This window comes from Paenarthrobacter sp. 10N417 (genome assembly GCF_056394745.1).
Genome location: NZ_JBFTIL010000004.1, coordinates 112277 through 136325, shown reverse-complemented (window position 1 = coordinate 136325; position 24049 = coordinate 112277). Strand labels below are relative to the sequence as shown.

Genomic DNA, 24049 nt, shown 5'->3' with positions numbered 1-24049 from the left:
ACCAGGGTATTCAACGAAGGACCTCGAAGTCATGTTGCGCTCAGTCTGAATGCCTTAACCGCGACTCCAACCGCGAGCAGCGCCAAGGACGTGCGGATCCAGGCCAAGAATGTGCGCTCGTTCGCCAGCGAGAATCTAGGGTCTGGATCTGGTTCCGGCGCCTGAATGCTCGGGAGCAGTTAGCTTCGTGGCGTGGTGTTCCGGTCCTCCAGATGACTTTCCTGAGGGAGGATCAGCGCGAGTAATCTGCGGGCCCGTTCCCGGCGGCCGCATCCGAGAATGACCGCGACCCAGCGCAAGGCGCTGAGGACGGCGGCGCCGGGAGTGTGTTGAGCAGCGGGTGCAGGCCTGGTGGTCATGGTCGTGGATATTCCTAACAGCGGCGCTTAATTCGGGTCAGTGTTGCAAAATCTGGTACACAAAGTACGCATCCCGGGCTGGCCGATCTCTTCGGACTGGCCAGCCCGATCGCGTGGGTCCTAGCTGGACGCCCGGAGTACGCGGACGTACGTTTCAACTCGTTCCAGCACGTTTGCATCGTGGGGACCCCATGCCGGATGCGGTGTGCCGGGACCGGCATAGGGTTCATCCCGGTAGTGACGCTGATACTCGGCGAGTTGTTGTTCCAGCTCAGCGCGAATATGGGCGTACCCGGGATCGTCAGCTACGTTGCGGACTTCGGTGGGATCATTCTGCAGGTCATACAGTTCCCATTCAGCATCGAATACCCGATCTGAGGCACCCGGGACATCAAGACCAGCGTTGTAATAATGGATGAGTTTGAAGTCCGCGGTGCGAATGCCGTAGTGGCCAGGTGCAGCATGGATGGGATCATCGTGCTCCCAATACCTGTAGTAGGCTGCGTCCGGCCAATCGTCGATCGCCTCTCCTCGCAGAAGAGGCCGAAAGCTGCGGCCCTGCGATGTGGGAAGTGACTCATCCGCTTTGATCCCGGCAATGTCCAGGAACGTGGCCGCGAAATCAACGTTGGTAATGATTGCCTCGCAACGGCTGCCGGCAGTGATTTCGGCAGGCCATTTCATCAACATCGGCATCTGTAGGGACTGGTCAAACATCAGCCGCTTATCGAACCAGCCGTGATCACCCAGGAAAAACCCCTGGTCCGAGGTGTAAACGACGAGGGTGTTTTCGGACAGTCCACGCTCATCGAGGTAGTCCAGAAGCCGGCCGACGTTGTCGTCGATGGATTGGATGCACTGCAGGTAATCGCGCATGTAGATCTGGTACTTCCACCGCATGCGCGCTTCCCTGTTTTCGGGTCCGCGCAATTCTTCAGGGACCTCGGTTTTGAGGTCCTCTGCCCCCATATCATCCGCGATGGTCATGTGAACGTTCCGGACGGCCTGGCTGCGGGTGGCGTAGTCATCGAAAAACGTCTCCGGCTCAGGAATTTGCCCATCCGCATACAGGTGCTTGTGCTTCTCGTCAGGAATCCAGGGGCGGTGCGGGGCCTTGTGATGGACAAGCATGCAGAACGGCTCCTCTCCCGTCAGCCCGTTCAACCAATCAAGGGAAAGATCGGTGACGATGTCCGTCGCATACCCGGGGACTGTAGTGGCACCGTTCTCATCAATCATCTCCGGATCGACGTAGTCACCCTGCCCTGGGAAGATCTTCCAATTATCAAAACCCCGCGGCAAGGCCCTGCCGTGCTCACCCAGGTGCCACTTTCCAAACAGCGCGGTTTTGTAACCCTGCCCGTGGAGCACATCAACAAACGTGGGCACCCGGTAGTCCATCTCCGTCCAAATCGACGAGACGCCGTTGATGTGGCTGTAGGTTCCCGTGAGGATGGAGGCACGCGAAGGACTGCAAATGGAGTTCGTGCAGTACACGGCATCCAGGCGCATGCCTCCTTCGGCAATGCGGTCCAGGTGCGGGGTCGAGTTGACCCGGCTGCCGTACGCCGAGATCGCGTGCGCAGCGTGGTCATCAGACATGATGAAGATGATGTTCGTCTTCGACATCTCTCTTCCTTTCGATAGTTCTTGGGTACCTCGTGCACTCCCAAGTGCACTGGCTGGATATCTCTTATTCGGGTCTCGTTTCAGGGAAGACGAATGCTTCCCTCGATGGGCAGGTCTGTCACGGACGTCCCGATGCGCAGGCTGTACTCGCCGCTTTCATAGCGCCAGCCTTTGTCCCAGTAAGCCAGCAGACGGGTGGGTACATCCACGGTCGCGGCGACGGTGTCGCCGGGTTCGGCCCATACAGGCACGGAGGCGACGAGCCAGCGGACTGGCCGTTCGACGTCGGAGTCCGGCTTTTCAGCGTAGACCTGTACCACCTGCTTACCGGCCCGTCCGCCGGTATTGGTCAGCGTGACGGTGATGGGTACGGCTTCGCCTGGGGTGACGGGCTTTGTGGGTCCATCGACGGTGTCCAGTTTCCACGTGGTGTAGCCCAAGCCGTAGCCGAATTCGTAGGCGGGAGTGGCGCCGGTTTTGAGCCAGGCGCGGTAGCCGATGTGGATCCCTTCGTCGTAGCGGAGCTTCCCATCAGTGTCAGGGGTGGTGTTGAGAACCGGGACGCTGCCTTGGGTGGCGGGCCAGGTGGTGGGCAGTCGGCCGCCGGGTTCGGCAGTCCCGGTGAGGATATCGGCGAGCGCGTTGCCGAATTCCTGGCCGCCGAAATAACCGATCAGGATCCCGGCGACCTCGTGGCGCCAGGGCATGATGACCGGAGATCCGGCGTTGACGATCACCACCGTGCGCGGGTTCGCGGCGGCAACGGCGTGGACCAGCCGGTCCTGCAGCCCGGGCAGGTCCAGGGTGGTGCGGTCGTAACCTTCGGATTCGACCCGGGAGTTGGTACCGACGACGACGACGGCGACATCGGCTTCCCGTGCAGCCTTGGCTGCTTCAATGATCAGCATTTCAGGGTCCGTGTCGGCGGGTTCGGTCCCCAGGGTAACGCTGAGGGCGTTCTCGAGCGGTCCGGTCCGGCCGGAAATGTCGAGGTCCACCCGGACATCCAGGGGAACACCCGCTTCGACCGGAATTTCCGCGGTTGAGGACGGCGGGGCGAGGAAGGACTCGGCGATGTCCTTGCCATTCACGTGGATGTTTGCTTCGTGGACGAGGCCGTCATTGACGTAGATCCGAGTCTGGCCGACGGTGGCCGCACCCAGCCGGACGTTGCCGGATTCGTCCGGGGTGTAGGTGGTGTGCAGACGCACCGTGGAGGACTCCCTGACCGGGGCGTCGCCGCCGAACCAGACGAGGGCAGTCGAGCGGCGGTCCTCGGTGAACAGTTCAGCCCCAGCGGCGTCGAGGAAGGTCACCCGCAGACCGGGTTCTCCTGTGGCAGGGTTGGTCAACTGGCCCAGTGGCAGTTCGGCGACGCCTTCCTGCACAATGGCGCCGATGCTGTACGTGACTTTGTCAGTTCCGAATGCGGTCCGGATGCCCTCAAGCGGCGAGACGACCTTGTCCGGCAGGACCGTCGCTGACCCCCCACCCTGCGTCCTGGCGTGCCTGGCATTGTGCCCGATCACGGCGACGGTCCCCGTCACCGCCCGATCCAGCGGCAGCACGCCGTCGTTCTTCACCATCACAGTGCCGGCGGCAGCAGCTTCTCGAGTGAAGGCGACCAGGTCTTCCCGGTCCACCGGTTCCGCCTGGACGGCTTCGAACCCTTCCAAGGCGCCCACCCGGGCGGCGAGCTGCAGGATCCGCAGTACCTTCCGGTCAATGCTGGCTTCAGGGATCTCCCCAGCGCGTACCGCGGTCACAAGGGCGTCGCCCCAAGGCCCTTGCGGGCCGGGCATGACCAGATCCTGGGAAGCGCGGGCGGAGTCGACGCTGCGGACCGCGGTCCAGTCGCTGATCACTACCCCGTCGAAGCCCCATTCGCTGTTCAGCGGCGTTTCCAGCAGCTCGTTCTCGGTGGCGGTGGTGCCGTTGATGGAGTTGTAGGCGCTCATTACCAGCCACGCCCTGGACTCGACGATGGCCCTCTCAAACGCCAGCAAATACAGTTCGCGCAGCGGCCGCTCATCGACCTGCACGTCAACGGTGAACCGGTCGGTTTCGGAATCGTTGGCGACATAGTGCTTCGGTGTGGCGCCGACGCCGTTGCGCTGCACCCCGTTCACGTATGATGCGGCCAGTTCACCGGTGAGGACCGGATCCTCACTGAAGGCTTCGAAGTGCCGGCCGCCCAGCGGGGAACGGTGCAGGTTAATCGTCGGACCAAGAACGACATCAACTCCCTTCCGCCGGGCTTCCACAGCGGAGGCCGCGCCCAGGCGGTCGGCCATGGAAGGGTCCCAAGTCGAGCTGATCGCCGTCGCGGACGGKAAATTCACCGACGGCTGCCGCTCATCCCAAGCCTCACCACGAACACCCGTCGGGCCGTCCGAAACCAGGATCCGGCGCAGGCCGATCTTCTCCATCGGCCACGTCGTCCAAAAGTCGTGCCCGGTGAGCAACTGAACTTTTTCCTCGAGAGTCAGTTCTTGGACCAGTGCTTCCATGCGTTGGTCGATGGTGATGGTTTCCATGTTTCCTTCTTTCGCTGCAAGTTGTTGTTCGCCGCCTCAAAGGGGCAGGTTGTTGTCTTCGTGGAGGTGACCCTCTGGGGACTTCGGGGCGCGTCCAGCCACCCGGCCTTGCACACTGGCCTCTTGGCTGGCCGTGAAGCCGAGACGCCACGCTTTGAAGCGCACGGAACTGGTCCCCATGGAGGGAACCGGGGCTGTGTACAGGTTCCATATACGTCCGTCTTCCTCAGGACTGCCTGTCACCCGGTCCATGAGTTTCCGTTGCTCCTGGGGCCTCGGTGATGAGCTCGGATTTGGGGGTGAGGCTGTCCAACCGATGGACGCCCCCGGCGTCTCGCATGCAGCGCTGATTCCTTCGGCCGTGATTGAGAGGGTTGGTGTGGCTGTTACCGGAGCCTCGCCATTGGGCCGCCAATTTTCCATCAACTGGCGTTCCGGCATCATTCCCAGGTCCTGAACGCTGTCCTGCCATGTCTTGAGCGCTCCCCGTAATCTGGCAAGCGCCTTCATGTGTCCCGGGTCCTGGACGAGGTTGCGGGTTTCGTGAGGGTCTTGCTCCAGATCGTAAAGTTCCTCCCCTGGCTTGGACGCTGCTACGAGGCTGCGTTGAAGGTCGGTCAAGCGGCTGGGCAGCTCGCCGCACGCCAGTTGCCTGGCTTCTTCTCCCCTTAGTCGCCTGAGCTCCGACCAAGTAGCCGTGTGATCGGGATAGTCGATGTGGGGCATGGGCGATCGGTCTGGATGGAAGTTCCGGACGTAGCGGTACCGTTCGTCGCGGACGGTCCGGGAGGTGTCTTCCGATTCGTCCATGCGGTCCCGACCGCCGTAAACGTAGGCGTTTGGACGGTCAGTGAACGAGCCGCCCCGCCTCAGGAGCGGCTTACCATGCATGTGCCCAGGAACTTGCAGGCCACTGGCTTCAAGCATTGTGGGAGCGAGGTCCATTGTGTGGACAAGGTCAGTCCTGACCGTGCCAGGTTGAATGACACCTGGCCACCGCAGGAGCAGGGGTACGCGCAGGCCTGCTTCAGTCGCCCAGCGCTTGGCGCGGGGCATGCCTCTGCCATGATCGCTCCAGAAGACCACGATCGTATCCTCGACCAGCCCGTCTTCCTCGAGCTGGTCGAGGATACCGCCGACCCAGTGGTCCATCTCGGTGATGAGGTCCGCGTATCGTGCCCAGGCCTTACGGAAGACGTCGGTATCCGGGTAGTAGGGCGGCAGTGGCGCAGTCGACGTGTCGTGCCGGACCTGTCGCGCAACGTTGAGGGTGGCGCGTTGGAAGGACTCGTCATCGAGATATATCTGGGACTCGTGGGTGGTCATTCCATGGAAGGCTGCGAAGAAGGGCGTATCCTCATCCGGCCGGTTGCGCCAATGTGCCGTGGGGCTGCATTCATCAAAAACGACCGGCGGGACGTCTACCTGGAAGTCAGTGAAGGAGTTGTTGGTGCAGTAGTAGCCCGCTGCCCGAAAATATTCCGGCAACAGCTTCACTTCAGCCGGGGGGATGGCCTTCGTGCGCATGTGCATGGTGCCGATGGCGTTGGGAAAGCAGCCTGTCATTATCGCTGATCGGGCGGGCGCACACACCGGCGCGGAGGCAAAGGCCATGTCGAATCGGGCCCCGTCTGCCGCCAGGCGGTCCAGATTGGGTGTGTGCGCGTAGTCGGCGCCGGGCCAGATGCCGGAGTAGCAGCCAAGGTCCGGGTTGATGTCATGCGTGGAAATCCACACCACGTTGGGAGTTTTCATTCCGTGGCTGCCGCAGTGTGTTCAACCGGCCGCCCGGTTCCTAAGTGGAATTCTGTCGCCATCGGATCCCCTGTGCTGGTCATCCAACGGGACAGGCTGGTCCTCTTCCGGGTGAGGACGGGTTCAAGATCGGGCTGGTCGGCGAGATTGTTGAGGCAATCGGGGTCCGCGGTGAGGTCGTAGAGCTCTTCGCGGGCCCGGGTGAGATAGAAGTCGGTGCGCTGTCGGATGGCCTCGTTGTTTTCGGCTGCCTCAAGCATTGCGGGCCAGGACAACCCCCACATGTTCTCGGCGCGGTACTGGACGCTGCCGTCAGCCCATCCGTTCCAGATGTAGCCATACTGAAAGTCCTGGACGCAGCGCATTTCGAAACGCTGTTTGGCCGAGGTCTCGTGGAAGACAGTGAAGACCTGGTCGCGGTCCCGTTCTCTCCCGCCTTTCAGGAGCGGGGTCAGTGTGGCACCGTCGACTCCCCCGGGCACCGCCACACCGGCGGCGTCGCAGAAGGTGGGGAAAAGGTCCAGCATGTCGACGAAGGCGTCGGCGTTGCTGCTTCCCGGAGTGGTCACCCCAGGCCAACGGACGATAAGAGGAGTCAGGGTGCTGCGGAGGTAGCAGTTTGCTTTGGCGAATGGGAAGGCCATGCCGTTGTCCGACATAAAAATTACGAGGGTGTCATCCGCCTTTCCTGTTCGATCGAGTGCGGCGAGTACGGCTCCCACGACGTCATCGCAACGGCGCGAAGAGCTCAAGTATTCGGCGTATTCTTGACGCACTCCCGGTATGTCTGGAAGGAAACCGGGGACCTCCACTTCATCTCCGCTGAATACTTTTGATGGCTCGGGGTATTCGCTGCGCTCCTCTGCCGTCCAGAGTTCACGCTCCGCTGCGCTTCCGTGGAATGGGCGATGGGGATCGTGGGCGTTGGCCATGAGGAACCATGGGTGACCGTCACGGGAGGCTTCGGCGATGAATTCTTCGGCGCGGCTGCCGTAGGCTTCGGGGTTCCGCCCGAGGCCCAGTTGGCGCATGTCAGCCGCCATGTCCCAGCCGAAGCGCTCGACTGGCTGGATGTGACTTACCTTGCCGAGAATTCCCACCTTGTATCCGGCCTGCTTCAGATGGTCGTTGATAACGCCGATGCCGTCGTTGATGGGTTCGAAGCCTTCTGCGCCGTTTCGGTGCGGCCACAGCCCCGTCATGAGGGCGGAGCGGCTTGGCTGGCACACGGCCGCGGGGACGTGGGCGCGCCCGAACACCATTCCCTCTCCGGCAAGCCGGTCGAGGTTGGGGGTGGCGTCGTACGGGCCTCCGAATGCGCCGGGTGTGTTGCCGTCCATGTCGTCGGCCGTGATGAGGAGGATGTTTGTCTTGCCGTCCACGCCGACGTCGACTCTTTCGTCCATTGTTCGTGTTCCTATGAGTCCGTGTTCCTATGCGTTCTGGGCGGCGAGCAACTGGCGGCGTTCTTCGCGGCGTCGCGCCTGAGCCTTCGGGTTTGCCACTGGGGCGGCGAAAAACAGGCGTTGAGTGTACGGGTGCTGGGGACGGCTGGTGACCTGGTCCCCATCGCCGAATTCGACGATTTCTCCCCGGTACATCACCGCAACGCGGTGGCTGATATGCCGCACGACTTCAAGGTCATGGGAGACGAAGAGGTAGGCCACCTGGGTTTGCTCCTGGATGTCTTGGAACAATTCCAGGACCCGGGCCTGGGTCGAGAGGTCCAGGGCGGACACCGGCTCGTCACAGACGATCAGCGCGGGTTTGAGTGCCAGGGCTCGGGCGATGGCGATGCGTTGCCGCTGCCCGCCGGAGAACTCCCGGGGTAGACGGTTCCCGGCGTCGCCTGGCAGGCGGACCATGTCGAAGAGGTCCTTGATCCGCTTGGACGATTCGGCCWTGGGGACCTTACGGACGTTGAGCGGCTCGGACAGGATCTGTTCGACCGTCAGGGAGGGGTTAAGGGAAGTGTAGGGGTCCTGGAAGACGACCTGTATGTCGCTTGCCAGCCGACGGCGGTCGGCGCGGTTGGCGTGGGAGATGTCCTCCCCACGGAACAGCACCTTTCCTCCTGTCACAGGAGCCAATCCAAGGACTGCCCTGCCCAGCGTCGTTTTGCCGGAACCGGATTCACCGACCAGGCCCACGCACTCGCCCTTCTGAACGTCGACGGAGACGCTGTCAAGCGCCCTGAAAGGCTTGCCGCGGAAGCCGCGGCCGGGATATTCGACGATGACCTTTTGGATGTCCAACAGTGACTCGTTCATCGAACTGCTCCCTTCGGGCTGGTGGTGCTTTCGGCAGCAACGAGTGGACCGCGTGGTTCGGCTTCGCTGAGGATGGCTCCGAGGAGCTCTTTGGTGTACGGATGGCGTGGGGCGTCGAAGATTGGCTCGGTTGGGCCGGTTTCGACGATCCGTCCGAGGCGCATGACGGAAACCCTGTCGCAAAGGTCGGCGACGACACCGAAATTGTGGGTGACGAGGACTACCGCCATGTGAAACTCGGACTGCAGGTCCCGAAGGAGATCCAAGACCTCTGCCTGGACGGTGACGTCCAAGGCGGTGGTTGGTTCGTCGGCGATCAGAAGATCGGGGTTGCAGGAGATGGCGCCGGCAATCAGGACACGTTGGGCCATACCGCCGGAGACTTGATGGGGATAGGAGTCAAACGTCCGTTCAGGGTTGGGGATACCCACCCTTGCCAGCAGGCTCAATGCACGCTCCTTGGCCTCATCAGCTGATATATGTAGTTGGATGCGCATCGGCTCAACGAGTTGGCTGCCGATCGTGAAGGACGGGTCCAGGTTGGACATAGGTTCCTGTGGAATGTAAGCGATATTCCGCCCACGCATTTTTTCCATGTCCCGCCCCGACAGCTGTGCCAGGTCCTTCCCCTTGAAAAGGATCGAGCCGCCGACGATCTTGCCGCCTTCGGGCAGCAGCCGCAGGATGGACCAAGCAGTCTGGGTCTTGCCCGAACCCGATTCCCCGACCAGTCCGTGGACTTCACCCCTTCGGACCGTGAGTGAAACGTCGTAAACGACCTTTTTCGTGCCTCCGTCCGGGCTCGGGTAGCCAACGGAGAGATTCGAAACTTCGAGGACGATGTCTCCTTCGGGAGCCGCCGGCTCCGCGTGCCGAATGATGTCTTCCGTATCCTTAACGTCGGTCGCGATGGCTTCGGTCGCTTTCTTGCGGCCCTGCTTACGGGGTGCGTTGGCGCGTTCAAGTTCGTCCCTGAGGCTGTTGGCGAGCAGGGTCAGGGAGATCAGCGTCAGGCCGATGGCCAGTGCCGGCCAGAGGATGAGCATGGGAGAGGTGTAGAGGTTAGTGAAGCCTTCGCTGAGCATTGAACCCCAGGTGGGGACGTTGATGTCGCCCAGTCCGAGGAATTCCAGTCCGGACTGAACAGCCAGGGCTATACCTCCGACGATGGCTGCCTGGATCACGATAGGGGCGCGGACGACGGACAGGATGTGGATGGCGATGATGCGGGTGTCGCTAAGCCCCGAGACGCGGGCTGCATCGACATAAAGCTCATTGCGGACTGCAGTGACGGAGGCGTAGACGAGCCTGAAGAACGCCGGCGACAGCATGACGCCGAAAATCAGCATCGACAGCCACAGCGATGGTCCCACCACGGCCCGTGCGGCCAGGAGCACGATGATGGTCGGCAGCGCCATCATGAGCGAGATCACCCAGGTCCAGAGAGTGTCGATCCACTTTCCGAAGTAGCCGGCCAGAAGGCCACCGGTCACGCCGATGAGCATCGCGGTCAGCAGGGCGACCAGTGCGCCGGCCAGACTGAACTGAGCACCATAAATCAGCCGGGACAGTACGTCGCGGCCTGCACCATCGGCGCCCAGTGGGTTCTCGCCTCCTGGAAGGCCCAGCACGTTTTGGATCACGGCGTTGTTCGGATCGTGTGGAGCGAGGAACTGGGCAAATACCGCGGTAAGGATGGCAACAGCGAGGAACGCCATCGAGGCTACGGCGAGGGGGTTGCGAAGAACCCGGCGGAACAGGGGGACCGTTGTGGAACTGGGTGGTACGACGACGATCTCGGGATCGGTGGTATGTGCCGGAGTTGTCATGACAGACGCACTTTCGGGTTGAGCCAGCCCTGGGCCAGATCGACCAGGAGGTTGAAGACGATGACAATGACACCGGTGGCGACGAGCAGGCCCATCACCAGCGGAATATCGCCCTGAGTTGTAGCCTGCACGGCTACTTGTCCCAAGCCGGGAATCGCGAAGACCTGCTCCACGATGACCGCGCCGCCGAGGAGTCCGACGAAAATGACGGCGAGGACTGCCAATGCCGGACCCGCGGCATTACGCAGGACGTGCTTGAGGACGACCCTGCGCTCAGGGATGCCCCGGCTGCGCAGTGTGCGGACGTAATCGTTACGGAGCGCATCGATGACGGCGCCACGTATCTGCTGGGTAACGTTGGCGATGCCGCCCAGCGCCAAGGCAATCACCGGCAGGGTCACGGTCTTCAGCCATCCCGAAGGTGATTCGGTGAAGGGGACATACCCTGTCGGGTCGAACCAGCCCAGGGTGAGCGCAAAGAACAGAACCAGGCCGACGGCGAAGAGGAACCCGGGGATTGCATGGCCCAGGACGGCGAGCAGCTGGGCCAGCTTATCGATCCAGCCCCGCTTTGTCGCCGCAAGCACACCCAGCACCACCGAGACGACGGCGACGATAAGCACGGTACCGATGACAAGAGACAAGGTGACGGACAGGCGGGAAATGATCGCGGCGGAGACCGTCTGGCCGGTGAACCACGAATAGCCGAAGTCGCCGGAAAGTGCGTGGACAACCCAGTCGCCGTATTGGATAAGGACGGGACGGTCCAGACCCAGTTCGTGTGCTTTTTGGGCGACAGTTTGAGCGTCCGCCGATTCGCCGAGGATTTTCCTGGTGATGTCACCGCCGCCCATGTACAGCAGCGTGAACCCGACGGTAGTAATGGCAGCAAGCATTACGATGCCGGTGAGGAGCCTTCTCACGATGAATGAAATCATGATGGTGATCTTTCAGTGGGTAGGGCTGTCGGGGGCCCTTTCGGTGGACCCCCGACAGTGGTCCTAGGCCTTGGGGGTGATGTTCCAGAGGTTCGGCCAGGCGTTGCCTTGGTTGAGCTCAACCTTGGTCTTGGCGTTGGTGACGAAGAAGTTCGTGGGTGTGTACCACGGGGCGAACCAGGCCTGGTCAACGACGTACTTGTTGAGCTCCTTCAGGGCCGCGTCCCGATCAGGGCCTTCGGCGGTGCGGATCTTGGATGCCAGTGCATCCACGGTTGGATCCTGGTATTTGAAGGTGTTCCAGGTTGCTGTCGGGGCCAGAAGGTTGCTGATCAACTGCCATTCGTTCGCGTCGCGCTGGAGGGTGAAGAACGACACGCCGTATTTCTTGGCCTGGAGGTCGGCGATGATGTTTTGTCCGACGTCGGTGTAGGAGACCTTAATGCCCACGTCGCCAAGCTGCTGCTGCAGCAACGGCCACACTTGCTTCGGGAATCCCGGTGAGGTGGGGATCGCCAGCTCGAAACCATTGGGGTAGCCTGCCTTGGCGAGCAGGTCTTTGGCCTTTGCAGGATCGAACTTGTAGGTGTCGTTCAGTTGCTGGTCATAAGCCGGGGAGTCTTCACGGAAGACCTGGCCGGTCACTTTGCCGAAGCCGAGGCCAACGGCCTTGAGGAAGGCGTCACGGTCAACTGCGTAGTTGATGGCCTGCCGTACTTCGACCTTGCCCAGCGCTGGGTTGCTTTGTCCGGCGCGGTCAAAAAGCATCAGGCCGGCGAAATTCAGGTCACTGCCGTTATCGGTGAAGCCGGCGGCTTTGACCTGGGGGATGATGCTGACGTCGTTGATGGCTGAGGCATCAAGCTGCTTGCCCCGCAGTGCGTTCAACAGTGAGGTCGCGTCGTTGTAAACATTGATTGTCAGGGTGTCGTACTTGACTGCATCAGCGTTCCAGTACTTGGGATTCTTGTCGAACTTGTAAGACGTCCCCACAACAGTGGAGCCGGTGTTAAGGATGTAGGGCCCGGAACCAATCGGGTTGGTCTGGACATCCGGCTTGTCAAAAGCAGCAGGGCTTTCCTGCATGCCCGCGGCCTGGGCCAAGTAGATCACGAACGCAGGATTTGCCTGCTTGAGCTGGATTTCCAGAGTGTTCTTGTCTTTGGCGGTGGCACCCGCCAAGTCCACGATCTTGCTCTTTTGAGGGGACGTTCCATCGCGGAACCGAAGAAGGTTCTGGGCCGCCACCTCGGCCGTGAAGGGAGTTCCGTCGGTGAAGGTGACATCATCACGCAGCTTCATCGTGAGGACGGTCTTGTCTTCGTTGTACTTCCAGTCTGTGGCGAGGTTCGCTTCGACGTCCTTGCCGTTGGGTGAGGGCTTGAGGAGGCTGTCGTACACGGCCTGGAAATAGACCGACTGGTTACCCCAGTTGAGGTTCCTTGCCTCAAAGGTGGCCGGCGGGATGATGTTGCCGACAACAAGGCTGGCCGCTGATTTCGACCCGTCGCTCGTCCCGCCGCCACCGCTGCATCCAGCCAGCACAAGCCCGGCGGCGATCGTGGCTGCTACGGCGGCCTTCTTAAAACGCATCGTTACGTCCTTTCAGCTGTGGAGGCACCCAGCCGTTTTATGCCGCAGTACCTGCCGCTCAGCATTGAGCAGTAATTCGAGAATGACAGATTGTGAGTCACGACACAAGACCTGAGCTATTTAACTTGTGAAATAGCTTTCTTGCCCAAACATGCGGCAGGGACTGTTCCAGCATTTCCACTAGTGCTATAACTAAGAACATCAAAGGATGCCGGGCCGAAACATGACCACCCCCGGACTTCAGCAACCAGGAGACAAGGAACTGATCGATGAAGATCATCTACGTGGACGTGGACTCGCTCCGCCCCGATCACACCGGAACCTATGGCTACGCGAGGAACATCACGCCCAATTTGGATGAGATGGCCCAAAGCAGTGTGGTCTTCGACCGGTACTACTGCTCCGACTCCCCATGCCTTCCCTCCAGGACCGCACTCACCAGCGGCCAGCATGGGATCACCAACGGGGTAATTGGACACTTTGGCGACGATGCCCGGTTCCGCCTCGACGCCGGCCACGCCCCGCAGCCTCACCGTCCGCTTCTGGGCCAGGCACTGAACATGGCTGGTTACACCTGTGCCGCGGTCTCATCGTTCGCTGAACGTCACCGCGCCTACTACTTCATGGGCAACTTCCGGGAAAACATCCAAGTCACCCCTGACATGGGCGACGAACCGGCAGACATGATCACGGACACTGCCCTGGAATGGATCGGGAAGCATAGAGACGTGGAAAACTGGTACCTCCACCTCACCTACTGGGACCCGCATACTGACTACCTCCAGGACGAGTCGTGGACGCAGAGAGCTGCGGCTTCGGGCCCTGCTCCCGCTTGGCCGGACCAGGAGGCCATCGATGGCCACGCCGAGGTATATGGTGCGCGCAGCGCTCTTGATCTCCACTATTCAGGAGGACCACGGAAGTCACGCGTGCCCCACAATATGCCGGACGAGATCCGTACCCGGGCGGATTTCGAACATCTCATCAACGGCTACGACGGGGCGATTCATTTCTGGGATTCGGAGTTCGGCCGGCTTCGCCGCTCGATCGAGGAAATGGGACTGGCCGACGACGTCGCCATTGTCGTCTCCTCGGACCACGGCGAATCATTCGGCGAACTCGGCCTCTACGCCGAGCATGGCCTTGCGTCCGAACCTGTGCATCGCCTCCCCATGATCATTCACTGGCCCGGGATCACCGACCAGCATGGAGTAGCTGGGACCCGCAACGACGCGTTGCTGTACAACATTGATTACGCGCCGACCATCCTGGACCTACTGGGACTGCAGCAGCCGGAAAAGTGGCAAGGCGTGTCTTATGCGCCGGCGGTCCGCGGAGAGAGCATCGATTCACGCCCTTATCTTGTCTGGGGACACGGGGCGCACACGTACCAGCGGGCCGTCCGGACCCGCGACCACCTATATATCCGCACCTACCATCCAGGCTGCTTTCGGGCCGAACTAGAGTCCCTGTTCAACGTCACGGAGGACCCCTACCTTACGAAGAACCTGATCGACGCCGATCAGGGCCTCGCCACGCAAATGCGGTCCAACCTCATGGAATGGCTCGGCTTCTACGCCGGAACTCCAGGAGCACTTCCTGACCCGATGCAGGGGGCACTTCAGGTAGGCCCCACCCTCTACAATCAACCAAAGGACTATATGCAGCATCTCCGCAACACCGGTCGGGGCCACCTCGCCAAGCATCTCGAGGAACGCTTGACTCCGGGGAACTCGGCGACACACGTCTCCTGGCACGCCCAGGTGCCCATAAGCGAGGAAGATCGAGAGGCAATGCGGAAGCGGTTTGCTGCAACAATCATGGCCCAGGAGTAAAAGTGGAAACTGTACCTCTCGAAAACGTAACGCCGTCGAAGCGTTCCCGTGTCGAAAATGGCACTTCCCTTGGACGCCTTGAAGTGATCCTTCTGAGCTTGCTAAGCACCAGCGCCCGGACTGGATACGACGTTCGCAAATGGCTTGACCGCCACGGCCCCTATGTTGGCTACAGCGCACAGACCTCGCAGATCTACCGCCAACTCGGCAAGCTCGTGGACCGTGAATGGGCCATCCCGGTCCCTGACCCTCGAGACTCCGGACCCGATGCCAAGCTATACGAGATAACCGACCAAGGACGACGGAAACTGCAGGAATGGATTGACTCCCCCTACGAGCCCCCCGTTCGGCCCCTGGACCCGGATTTCCAGGTACGGCTTAGGTTCGCGGGAACACACAGCCCCGAGAAAGCCCTGGAATTGGTTCGCACCGAGCTCCACTTCCGCCGCGAACACCGGCAAAACCACCTCATTGTCATGGCCCTTGCAGAAGAAGACTTCGGCCCCGACGAAGATGAAGAGGAACGCTATTGGCGCGAGGAACTCATCAGGCTGCAAAGCGAAAGAGGCCTCTACATGGTCAACAGTCTGATGGCGTGGCTCGAAGCGACGGAAGTGCGTCTGGAGGCCCTGATCCGTCAACGAGACCTGAAGACGAAAAAGTGATACCTCTGACCTCAAGCGATTCAAATGCGGGTCATGGCAAGAGCTGTTGCGCCCCAATGCGCGATTCACTTCCCGCGCAGCTCCTCCCCCACCCTGACTCACCGCGGCCACGCACCGGGAAACCCGCGCATGAGGGAATCCGCCTCCACGGCGGAACCTACAGCATGGGGGATGCCTTCGACGAAGGGTATCCACGCGATGGGGAATCACCCACGCACAACGTCCGGGTGGACCCATTCACCATCGACGCCACCACGGTCACCAACCAGATGTTCGCCGCGTTTACCGCCGACTCCGGCTATCGTTCAGAAGCCGAAGTCTTTGGCTCGTCCGCTGTCTTCCACCTACTCTCCACCGCTAAACCGGACGACATCCTCGGCGTCGCGACAGGAGCACACTGGTGGCTGAATATCCGAGGGGCTGATTGGGCGCACCCCACTGGCCCAGATTCACACTGGGAGGATATCCCTGACCATCCTGTTGTCCACGTATCCCACAATGACGCCCTTGCCTACTGTGATTGGGCCGGGCGCCGACTGCCCACGGAGGCGGAATGGGAGTACGCAGCACGCGGGGGTCTGGACGGCAAGCGGTATGCCTGGGGCAACGAGCTAACACCCGACGGCGAGCACCGCTGCAACATCTGGCAAGGCGCGTTCCCCCACGAGAACACAACCGAAGACGGTCATCTGGGAACGGCGCCAGTGAAGTCTTTTCCAGCCAACGGCTACGGACTCTACGAGGTGGCAGGAAATGTCTGGGAATGGTGCTCCGACTGGTTCCTGCCCAAGTACTACCGGAACTCGCCGGTCGATAACCCACAAGGTCCCACCATCGGGACCGGGCGAGTGATGCGCGGAGGTTCCTACCTCTGTCACGATTCTTACTGCAACCGATACCGGGTTGCAGCCCGTACATCGAACACCGCTGAATCCTCCAGCGGCAACTGCGGATTCCGTACCGTGGCGCTCTAGTGGCGATCACGGCATCGACGGCCAGCTCGCCTATTCGCGAAAAGGCGCGCCCTGAATGCCCCCCTACCCCAACGCCCGTACTTCCGCTTCTCGGACCGGCTCCGACCGGACCCCATCAGCGTCGATGACCAACGACCGCGGAGCCCCGGCGTCGTAGCGGCTGCTTTCGGCCACTCCGCAATGCAGGAATCGGCAAATCAGCTCCCGCATTGAAGCAGTCACCCGAGCGGTTTCCGCCTCTGAGGCGTTGACCATCATCGGGGAATCCCCCCAACGGTCAGTGCCGTCAAAGATGAACGCGAGCGGAAAGCAGTGGGCTGCGTAGGCGCCATCAAGCTTGCTTCGGTGATCGAATCGGACCACCTGGGCCGGCACAGGTGAGTGCGCGGCGATCTCCAGGGCGGAGATGCGGAACTGTGCCAATGTCGCGGCTCGAACCATCCGGAGGTAAGCATCGGGCTCTTCACCGTTGGTCACCAGGCGTTCCGCAGCCAGCACAGGGTCTTCGAAGGTTCGCTCAAGGAACTCGTCCACGTCCGCAGTGGAGAACTGGTCCCTCGGGTGGTTGCGCAGGAACGCCGCGGACTCTTCAGCGGTGGTAAGGATGAGCAGGGCGCCGGTGTGGATCCTCTGAACCGAATCCGCATACCTCACCAGGTCGGCCGGAGCCTCCCCTGACTCCACGGGCATATACGGGAACGGCCGAAGACCTGCCCTTGCAGCCTCCTGGGCATCAAGAAGTGCCGGAACTCGAGCAGCCTCAGGGCCCGACCCCAAGGCTTCAAGAACGGCAGCACGATGGCTGAGCCAGACCCCTACAGGCAGTGGCGCCAGGCGGGGCATGCTGATCAACAGGGTTTGCGCTGCCAAACCACGCACTGACGGGTTCGTGCTCAGGGCATAGGCATACCAAGCACCGGCTGAATCCCCGGCCAAGGTGACTTTCCCGGGGTCTCCGCCAAAGGCGCTGATGTTCTCCCGCACCCAAGCCAGTGCGGCGCGAAGATCACGCAAGGGTTTGGTGGATTCCGAGGGTTCCCCGAGCGAGCCGAAATGCCCTGTCACTCCGAGCCGGTAGTTCACTGTGACCAGAACAAAGCCGCCGTTCCGCACAAGGTCCGGCGAGTCGTACCAACGGCTCTCCCCGGAGCCGGTGGTGAAACCGCCGCCAGGAATGAAGAAGAGCACGGGCAGTCCATGGGCACCGGCAGGGGCCTGGACCCGCAAGGTAAAAGCATCCTCATTCTGTTCAAGCTCGCTCAACGCAGCGCCAAGCAACCCGTCCAGCATGCCCGGGCGCTGCGGAAAGGCGGCCGGGCGGGTTTGCGCGTTGCCGGCAACCACCCTGGAAACCTCACCGTTCCGCGGGTCCGAACCCGCCGTCCCATAGCGAAGTCCGGGTGCGTCCAGTATTCCTGCACGAAGACTCGCCCTGACCTCCCCAGCGGGAATATCAATCCACAGAACCGTCACGCAAGGAACTCGTGATCGTCCGCTTTGACCGTCTCGGTTGTTTCCCAGTACTCCACGTTTGTGTAGGGCCATACCTGGGAAACCCGGCCATGCGCGTTTTGATACCAGCTGCGCACGTAGGGCTGCCCCCAAGCCATCCGGCGATTTCCGGCGTCGACCCATTCCACAAAGCGGTCCAGCGCCGCCGGCTTGACGTCGATTGCGGAGGCGCCACGCTGCAGGAGCTCGTGGACGGCCTTCAGGGAGAACTCGACGGCCCGCTCGATCATGAAGTGCAGGCTTCCCGCCACCACTCCTCCAACGTTGGGGCCATAGATAAGGAAGAAGTTGGGGAACCCGGGCACAGTGACGCCGTTGTAGGCCCTGGCGTCGCCCTTCCAGAAATCGTGGATCTCCACACCCTCGCGGCCAACAACCTCCACCTCGTCGAGGTAATCGGAGGGTTTGAACCCGGTGGCGAAGACCACGATGTCTACCTCATGTTCAACGCCGTCCTTGTCGATGATCCCCTTCTCGGAGAACCGCTCTATCCCGGCGGTAACCACGGTGGTGCGCTCGGACTTGAGGGCAGCGGCCCACACCCCGTTGTCACGCAGCATCCGCTTGGCTCCCGGCGGATAGTTGGGGATGGCGGTCTCCAACTGTTCCGGACGGTCGGCGAACTGCTCCTTCAAGCGGTCGATCAGCACTTCACGGACTTCCTGGTTCTTGGCCGAAACACTCAACGGCGCACCCTGCCATCCGTCCTCGGCGGTCACCGTGTGCAAGCGGCCCGGGATGCCTTGAATCGTCACCCACAGGCGGTACCACTGTGCGTAGTGGGGAACCTTGCGTCGCAACCACGTGAAGGTGTCGCTGACGCCGTCGTGATAATTCGGAGCCGGAAGCATCCACGGCGCGCTGCGCTGGAAGAGCATCAGCCCGGAGACCTCGTCAGCAAGCGCGGGCACAATCTGGTAAGCGCTGGCACCGGTGCCAATGACTGCCACGCGCTTGCCGCGGTAGTCGGCGTCGTGCGACCACTCCTGCGAGTGCATGGTCACGCCGTGGTACAGCTCAGCCCCAGGGAAGTCAGGGATGTTGGGCCGGTCCAGTTGGCCTAGTGCACTTACGACGGCGGCAAAGGTGCGCACCCGCTCCAGGCCGCCGTTATGGCGGGTGGTCGCCTGCCAAGTGCGTGACTCCTCGTCCCATAACAAGCGGACAAGACGGGTGGAGAACTCGATGGATTCCACCACACCTGCACGCTCGGCCACGTCACGGACGTAATCCAAAACGTCTCCGCCTTCGGCGAACTGGTGTGGCCAGTCACCACGCTGGGCGAAGGAATACGAATATCCGAACGTGGGGGTATCGAGGCGGACACCCGGGTAGGTGTTCTTGGCCCAGGTCCCGCCCAGGGTCGGTGCGTCCTCCACGACGGTGAAGGGCACACCTGCCTGTGAATAGCGGTACGTCGCAGCAATTCCGGCGATCCCGGCACCGATGATCAACACCGGGAAGTCGCGTCCGTCAGCGACCTCGTCAAAACTCCACTGCGGAGCTCCGCCCTTGTCCGCAGCGAGGTCGAGTTCATGCTTCAGCGACGCGTGCCAGTGCTCGCGGCCGCCCGTGAGGAAGCCGAGGAGGTCCGCTACTGCGTCGTCCTCCAGCATGTCAACGCTGGTGATTTCCTTGTCCCGCAGCCTGCGCAAGCCCTCCAAAGCCAGCGCCTTGGCGCGTTCCTGCTGATCCGGTGACATGCCCCCGTGTGGATGAGGCTGGGTATCCACCAGGGTCAAGGGAGGCTGCAGATCGCTGCTGAGGAAAGTGGTATCGCCAAGCGCCGCCGCGAGGGCGGCGAGCAGGACAGGAAGTTCCGCCTGGGCGACGATCTTTTCCAGGTCGACGTCGTCTTCGACGATCGGCTCTGCACTTGTTTGCCAGTAGAGGTCGTCAAACCGCATCGTCTCAGATCTCATTTCCTGCATGCTCGGCATTTTTCCTCCTTGATTCGTCACGGCCGCGACAGCGGATGGACGTATGAACGCAGTTTGTTGATCACGGCCTGCTCACTTTGCTCGGTGAACGCGGCAGCGACGTAACGGTCGGGACGGACGAGCACGGTGTGGCGTGTGGCCAACCCGGGAAGCGCGAGAACACGCCCCGCATCCATCAGGACCTGCTCATCACGATTCCGGCGGGTCGCGTGGGAATTCCCCGTGAGCGTGATCCGGCGAGCGCCGAGCAGGGACCAGAACTGGCTGCCGGCTAACGTTTCGGCGACACCTGCCCCAAGTGTGATGAGCGCCCACCCGCTCCCCAGATGTGAGTCGAGTGGCGCCGTCGATCCGTCCTCATCGGCTACGGCCGGTTGGCTGAGGGCAAGGCCCACCCAGGCTGCGACTCGACGATCAACGTCGCGATCTGCTTTGATGGCCACACCGTTGCGGTAGTCCGGCGGCGTGATGAACCGCATCGAACCCAGGTACCTATGCACAGCGGGAATCAGGCTGACCGTACGGAAAGCAATATCCCGGAGATTGGTCCGGAAAGCGCCGACGGCCATGACTACTGCACCGGTCCGGCGTGAAACCTTGACCATCTTGGCCGCGTGGGTGCGGCGTTCGGACTCGTAAGTGGACAGGAGGCGGTCCGTGCCTACACCGCGGAGCACTTCCAGCAGTTTCCAGCTCAGGTTCAGGGCGTCCCGCAGGCCTGCGTTCAACCCTTGTCCGGAGAAGGGAGGCATCAAGTGTGCCGCGTCCCCGATCAGGAACGCGCGTCCCGAACGGTAGGTGCGTGCCAGCCGCTGATGGGCTACGTAGACCACAGCACGCCTGACGTCTTCGGTGCGGAGCTCCGGGTGGAAGGGTCTGGACAGCTCCAGGATCTTCTCCGGGGACGTCATTTCGTCCGCGTCTTCGTGGTCGAAAAGCATGAACTCAAGCCGCAGGCGGCCCTTGATTCCCGGAACCAGGACGTAGGGACGGGTCCCGTTTCCATGGAACTCGGCGTAGGGTTCGCGTGCCCCGGGGATGTTGAGCAAGTCCACCACAATCCATCGTTCCTGCTGGGTGGAACCCACCAGGTCGATGCCCAGGCTCTCGCGGATAAAGCTGCGACCACCATCCGCCCCAACAAGCCAGGACGCCGTCACGGTGCCGGCGCTGGCGCCGGCGTCGGCGTCGGAGTCGAATCCGACGCTCACACCGTCGGCTTTCTGGCTGATGGAAGTTACCTGGGCACCGGCGAGGAACTCAATCCCATGGTGGTTTTGGGCCTTGTTCCACAGCAGCTCTTCCAGCACGGGCTGGTCGAACTGCGACTTCGCAGGATGGCCGATGCGGGAGGGAACAGGCGTGGACGACGCAAGGGGCCTGTCATTCAACCCGAAGTAGCGGCTGCCGGTTCCCAGCAGCGATTCCGTCTTCAGCGCTTCCGCGAGGCCCAAGCGGTCCATCGTCCGGAAGGTCTCGTCAGCGATGCTGATGGCCCGCGGCAGGTCCATCGGCGCCGTGGCGGTTTCGAGCAGCACAACGCGTGCACCGCCGTCGGCAAGCAGCAGCGCCGCCGTCAGTCCAACCGGGCCGGCCCCCACGACCGCAACTTCGAAGTCCTCCATGGTGTTACCTCCACGCATTCTTAAGCAACGAGGACGTTGCGAAGGGTGCCGAGCTTGCCGACCTCAACCTCAACCACGTCACCGGGGACCAGGAATGTTGGCGGCTCCATGAACAGCCCCACACCGCCGGGCGTACCTGTAACAATGACGTCGCCCGGAGCCAGCGGAGTGAACGCGGTGACGTACTCGATGATGGCGGGGATGTCGAAGATGAGGTCAGCGACGGCGGCATGCTGCCGGACCTCGCCGTTTACACGGGTTTCCACCACGAGCTCGGTGACGTCACCGACTTCCTCGGCGGACATGAAGTAGGGGCCGAAGGCTCCGCTGAGTGGGAAGTTCTTGCCGGGGGTCCACTGACCCGTGTGGCGCTGCCAGTCGCGGGCGCTGAAGTCATTGAACGCGGCGTAGCCGGCGATGTAGTTCCACGCGTCTTCCGGCTTGACGTGGTCCGCGTGGGCTCCGATCACCAGTGCGACTTCGCCTTCGTAGTCGTACATGGAGCTTTCTGCGGGAATCGGCAGGTCTGCGCCGTGGGCAGCAAGGGTGTCAGAGAAGCGTGCGAAGACGGTGGGCTTGCCTAGCTCGTCCCGTCCGGTTTCCTCCCGGTGGCTGCGGTAATTGACGCCGATGCAGATGACCTTGCCGGGCGCTGACAGGACGGGGAGGAAGGTGGTTCCTTCAACCGGCTGGACCGGCGCCTTGTCCCCCTCCAGGGGAGCTGACAGCAGGCCTTCCTCGATGGCCGACTGCAGCGAGGGGCTGAGGCTGGCGCCACTGGGACCAAGGTCAAGCAGTTCTCCGTTGGCCTCCAGGCCCCATGTGGGCTGGCCTTCTTGGTTCAAGTAACTTGCGTAGCGCATGTGAATCCTTTCTTGTGCCGGCGTCATTGCCTCCGGGCTTGCCGGTTTTTGAACTATACAAAGAATGCATTCTTGAGTCAATAATGTACTTTCGATCCATGAGTGCGTAAGTGTACGCTTGTGCCATGGCACGACAAGCGAATGCAGAAACCATCAGCGAAGTGGTCCGGGGCAAGTTACGGGCCGAAATCTTTGCTGGCCAGTGGGCCCCGGGTACCAACCTCCAGGTTGGTGAGCTCACCAAGCGGTACGGCGCCAGTTCCACTGTCGTCCGTGAAGCGCTGGTGCGTTTGGCTGGTGAAAAGTTGCTGCAATTCCGTCCCAACAGAGGCTTTTTCGTCTCCGAATACACCCTGGAAGAACTGCGCGGCCTGGGTGAACTTCGTTGCCGTGTGGAGGAATATGGCCTGACCTTGGCCATCGAACAGGGCGACGTTGCCTGGGAGTCCGATCTTCTTGCAGTGCACCACCGCCTGGAGCGGACTCCGCGCCGCACCACCGAGGACCCGAACCATATTTCGGTTGAATGGTTCCTGGCCCACCAGGAGTTCCACGCGAAGCTGCTGGAAGCCTGCCCCGTCCCGTTGTTGCAGGACTTCGCTGCCACCCTGGGCGAGGCTACCGCCCTGTACCGCCTCTGGACCGCTCCGGACAAGCGCGCCCAAACCCGGGACATAGAGGCCGAGCACCGGGCCATTCTCGAGGCAACCATTGCCCGCGATGCTCCGACGGCCACCAAGCTTCTGCGTGAGCACTACATGCGCACGATCGATGTGATCGAAGAAGCCGAGTTCCATGCCGCGTCCGAAGCCGGGCTGCCCAACGAGTAAGGGCGACCCGGCCCGTTACTAGTTCAACGCGATGGGGAAGGCACCGTGCAAGCGGAAGTCCTCGCCGTTGTAGACGCCCCAGCGGTTGAACCAAGTCCGGTCATCTTGATCCCATTCGATGGGAGGACGGTCGAGGTCGTGGATCTGCTCCAGATCCGTATACAGTTCCACCACAGTGCCGTTGGGCTCGACGTAGTAGGCCGCGATGTTGTGTCCCGCTCCGTGGCGCACGGGACCCCAGATCAACCGACGACCTTTGGCGAACAACCTGTCACCCAGCCTGCCAAGGTCTGCGATGGACTGGGTCTGCCACGCGTGGTGGTGCAAGGAACCGCGGCCCTTGATGAGGGCAATACCGTGATGATCCGGGTTGCACCGCAGGAAGTACGCGAAGTCCTGGCCAATGACATCGGAAACCTTGAAGCCGAAGAACTCCACCAGGAAGTCCTTCATGACGGCGGGGTTCTGGGGATGGATATTGATGTGGCCATACCGGTCTGGACCAAAGGACGCAGGACCGTGACGGAAGTCCTTCATCCCCACATAGACGTGGTAGACGTATCCCTCCGGACCCAGGACAGCGAAGCCTTCACCGATCTCCCGCTCGAGTGGGCTACGGGTAAGGATGGGGAACCCAGCCGCCTCCAGGCGCTTGCGGATGATTTCAAGCCCCTCCGGGCTGTCCGCAACAAGGCCGATATGGTCGATTCCGTCCTCTTCGCCTTTTACGTAAACCAGCTCGTGATGGCGGTCCGCAGCGGACAGGTAGGCACGGTTGTCATCGTTCAGCGTCATACGCAGGCCGAGGACATCGGTGGCCAGTTCAAGGGACTCGTCGTAGTCCCTGGTTCGCATTGCGAGATAGCCCATCTCGGCAATCACACCAACTGCCATA

At 61.8% G+C, this 24049-nt stretch carries 18 protein-coding genes and 1 pseudogene; 4 read left to right on the top strand and 15 right to left on the bottom strand.

Going from position 1 to position 24049, the window contains the following annotated elements; translation table 11 throughout:
* Window positions 1-47: 47 nt before the first annotated feature.
* From AC1DCM_RS06600 to AC1DCM_RS06555, 10 genes and pseudogenes are all read right to left on the bottom strand, one after another.
* Window positions 48-179: pseudogene (locus AC1DCM_RS06600) on the bottom strand (YidH family protein); the annotation flags it as partial.
* On the bottom strand, window positions 180-359 hold the full coding sequence (locus AC1DCM_RS06595) for a hypothetical protein (RefSeq protein ID WP_477517728.1): 180 nt from the start codon (window positions 357-359) through the stop codon (window positions 180-182).
* Window positions 360-479: 120 nt separating this feature from the next.
* The gene (locus AC1DCM_RS06590) at window positions 480-1988 is read right to left on the bottom strand and encodes a sulfatase family protein (protein ID WP_477517727.1); all 1509 of its coding nucleotides are present in this window, start codon (window positions 1986-1988) and stop codon (window positions 480-482) included.
* An 80-nt stretch (window positions 1989-2068) separates the two neighbouring features.
* The gene (locus AC1DCM_RS06585) at window positions 2069-4525 is read right to left on the bottom strand and encodes a beta-glucosidase (RefSeq protein ID WP_477517726.1); all 2457 of its coding nucleotides are present in this window, start codon (window positions 4523-4525) and stop codon (window positions 2069-2071) included.
* A 36-nt stretch (window positions 4526-4561) separates the two neighbouring features.
* On the bottom strand, window positions 4562-6280 hold the full coding sequence (locus tag AC1DCM_RS06580; RefSeq protein WP_477517725.1) for a sulfatase family protein: 1719 nt from the start codon (window positions 6278-6280) through the stop codon (window positions 4562-4564).
* Entirely contained in the window at window positions 6277-7686 is a 1410-nt protein-coding gene (locus AC1DCM_RS06575) for a sulfatase family protein (protein ID WP_477517724.1), read from the bottom strand. Before AC1DCM_RS06575 ends, AC1DCM_RS06580 begins: the two co-directional genes overlap by 4 nt.
* Window positions 7687-7713: 27 nt before the next feature.
* The gene (locus AC1DCM_RS06570) at window positions 7714-8550 is read right to left on the bottom strand and encodes an ATP-binding cassette domain-containing protein (RefSeq protein ID WP_477517723.1); all 837 of its coding nucleotides are present in this window, start codon (window positions 8548-8550) and stop codon (window positions 7714-7716) included.
* Window positions 8547-10379: a dipeptide/oligopeptide/nickel ABC transporter permease/ATP-binding protein gene (locus AC1DCM_RS06565; protein ID WP_477517722.1), complete on the bottom strand. Its 1833-nt coding sequence runs from the start codon at window positions 10377-10379 to the stop codon at window positions 8547-8549. The genes AC1DCM_RS06570 and AC1DCM_RS06565 overlap by 4 nt, the downstream gene beginning before the upstream one ends.
* Window positions 10376-11317 (bottom strand): ABC transporter permease, encoded by a 942-nt coding sequence (locus AC1DCM_RS06560; RefSeq protein ID WP_442018959.1) that lies wholly within the window; start codon window positions 11315-11317, stop codon window positions 10376-10378. The genes AC1DCM_RS06565 and AC1DCM_RS06560 overlap by 4 nt, the downstream gene beginning before the upstream one ends.
* A gap of 63 nt (window positions 11318-11380) precedes the next feature.
* The gene (locus AC1DCM_RS06555; protein WP_442018960.1) at window positions 11381-12910 is read right to left on the bottom strand and encodes an ABC transporter substrate-binding protein; all 1530 of its coding nucleotides are present in this window, start codon (window positions 12908-12910) and stop codon (window positions 11381-11383) included.
* Window positions 12911-13179: 269 nt separating this feature from the next.
* Here AC1DCM_RS06555 and AC1DCM_RS06550 point away from each other — a divergent pair, with 269 nt between their 5' ends.
* From AC1DCM_RS06550 to AC1DCM_RS06540, 3 genes are read left to right on the top strand one after another with little or no spacing between them, the layout of a single operon-like run.
* A complete protein-coding gene (locus AC1DCM_RS06550; protein ID WP_442018961.1) occupies window positions 13180-14745 on the top strand; it encodes a sulfatase family protein in 1566 nt (521 codons plus the stop codon).
* 2 nt (window positions 14746-14747) lie between these two features.
* The gene (locus AC1DCM_RS06545; RefSeq protein ID WP_442018962.1) at window positions 14748-15410 is read left to right on the top strand and encodes a helix-turn-helix transcriptional regulator; all 663 of its coding nucleotides are present in this window, start codon (window positions 14748-14750) and stop codon (window positions 15408-15410) included.
* Window positions 15411-15466: 56 nt separating this feature from the next.
* Complete coding sequence (locus tag AC1DCM_RS06540; protein ID WP_477517721.1) at window positions 15467-16384, top strand: formylglycine-generating enzyme family protein; 918 nt, start codon at window positions 15467-15469, stop codon at window positions 16382-16384.
* 63 nt (window positions 16385-16447) lie between these two features.
* Here the strand turns inward: AC1DCM_RS06540 and AC1DCM_RS06535 are convergent, their stop codons facing one another.
* Genes AC1DCM_RS06535 through AC1DCM_RS06520 form a run of 4 tightly spaced genes read right to left on the bottom strand, consistent with a single transcriptional unit; the run spans window position 16448 to window position 22324 of the window.
* On the bottom strand, window positions 16448-17857 hold the full coding sequence (locus tag AC1DCM_RS06535; protein WP_442018964.1) for a carboxylesterase family protein: 1410 nt from the start codon (window positions 17855-17857) through the stop codon (window positions 16448-16450).
* Window positions 17854-19836, bottom strand: a complete 1983-nt coding sequence (locus AC1DCM_RS06530; RefSeq protein ID WP_477517720.1) for a flavin-containing monooxygenase — start codon at window positions 19834-19836, stop codon at window positions 17854-17856. The genes AC1DCM_RS06535 and AC1DCM_RS06530 overlap by 4 nt, the downstream gene beginning before the upstream one ends.
* 17 nt (window positions 19837-19853) lie before the next feature.
* On the bottom strand, window positions 19854-21461 hold the full coding sequence (locus AC1DCM_RS06525) for an FAD-dependent monooxygenase (protein WP_477517719.1): 1608 nt from the start codon (window positions 21459-21461) through the stop codon (window positions 19854-19856).
* 20 nt (window positions 21462-21481) lie between these two features.
* Complete coding sequence (locus tag AC1DCM_RS06520; protein ID WP_442005005.1) at window positions 21482-22324, bottom strand: fumarylacetoacetate hydrolase family protein; 843 nt, start codon at window positions 22322-22324, stop codon at window positions 21482-21484.
* Window positions 22325-22449: 125 nt separating this feature from the next.
* On the opposite strand from AC1DCM_RS06520, the gene AC1DCM_RS06515 reads away from it, so the two are divergent.
* Entirely contained in the window at window positions 22450-23154 is a 705-nt protein-coding gene (locus AC1DCM_RS06515; RefSeq protein WP_442018967.1) for a GntR family transcriptional regulator, read from the top strand.
* A gap of 18 nt (window positions 23155-23172) precedes the next feature.
* Here AC1DCM_RS06515 and AC1DCM_RS06510 read toward each other — a convergent pair whose 3' ends face one another.
* Window positions 23173-24048, bottom strand: a complete 876-nt coding sequence (locus AC1DCM_RS06510) for a VOC family protein (protein ID WP_442005003.1) — start codon at window positions 24046-24048, stop codon at window positions 23173-23175.
* Window position 24049 lies beyond the last annotated feature (1 nt).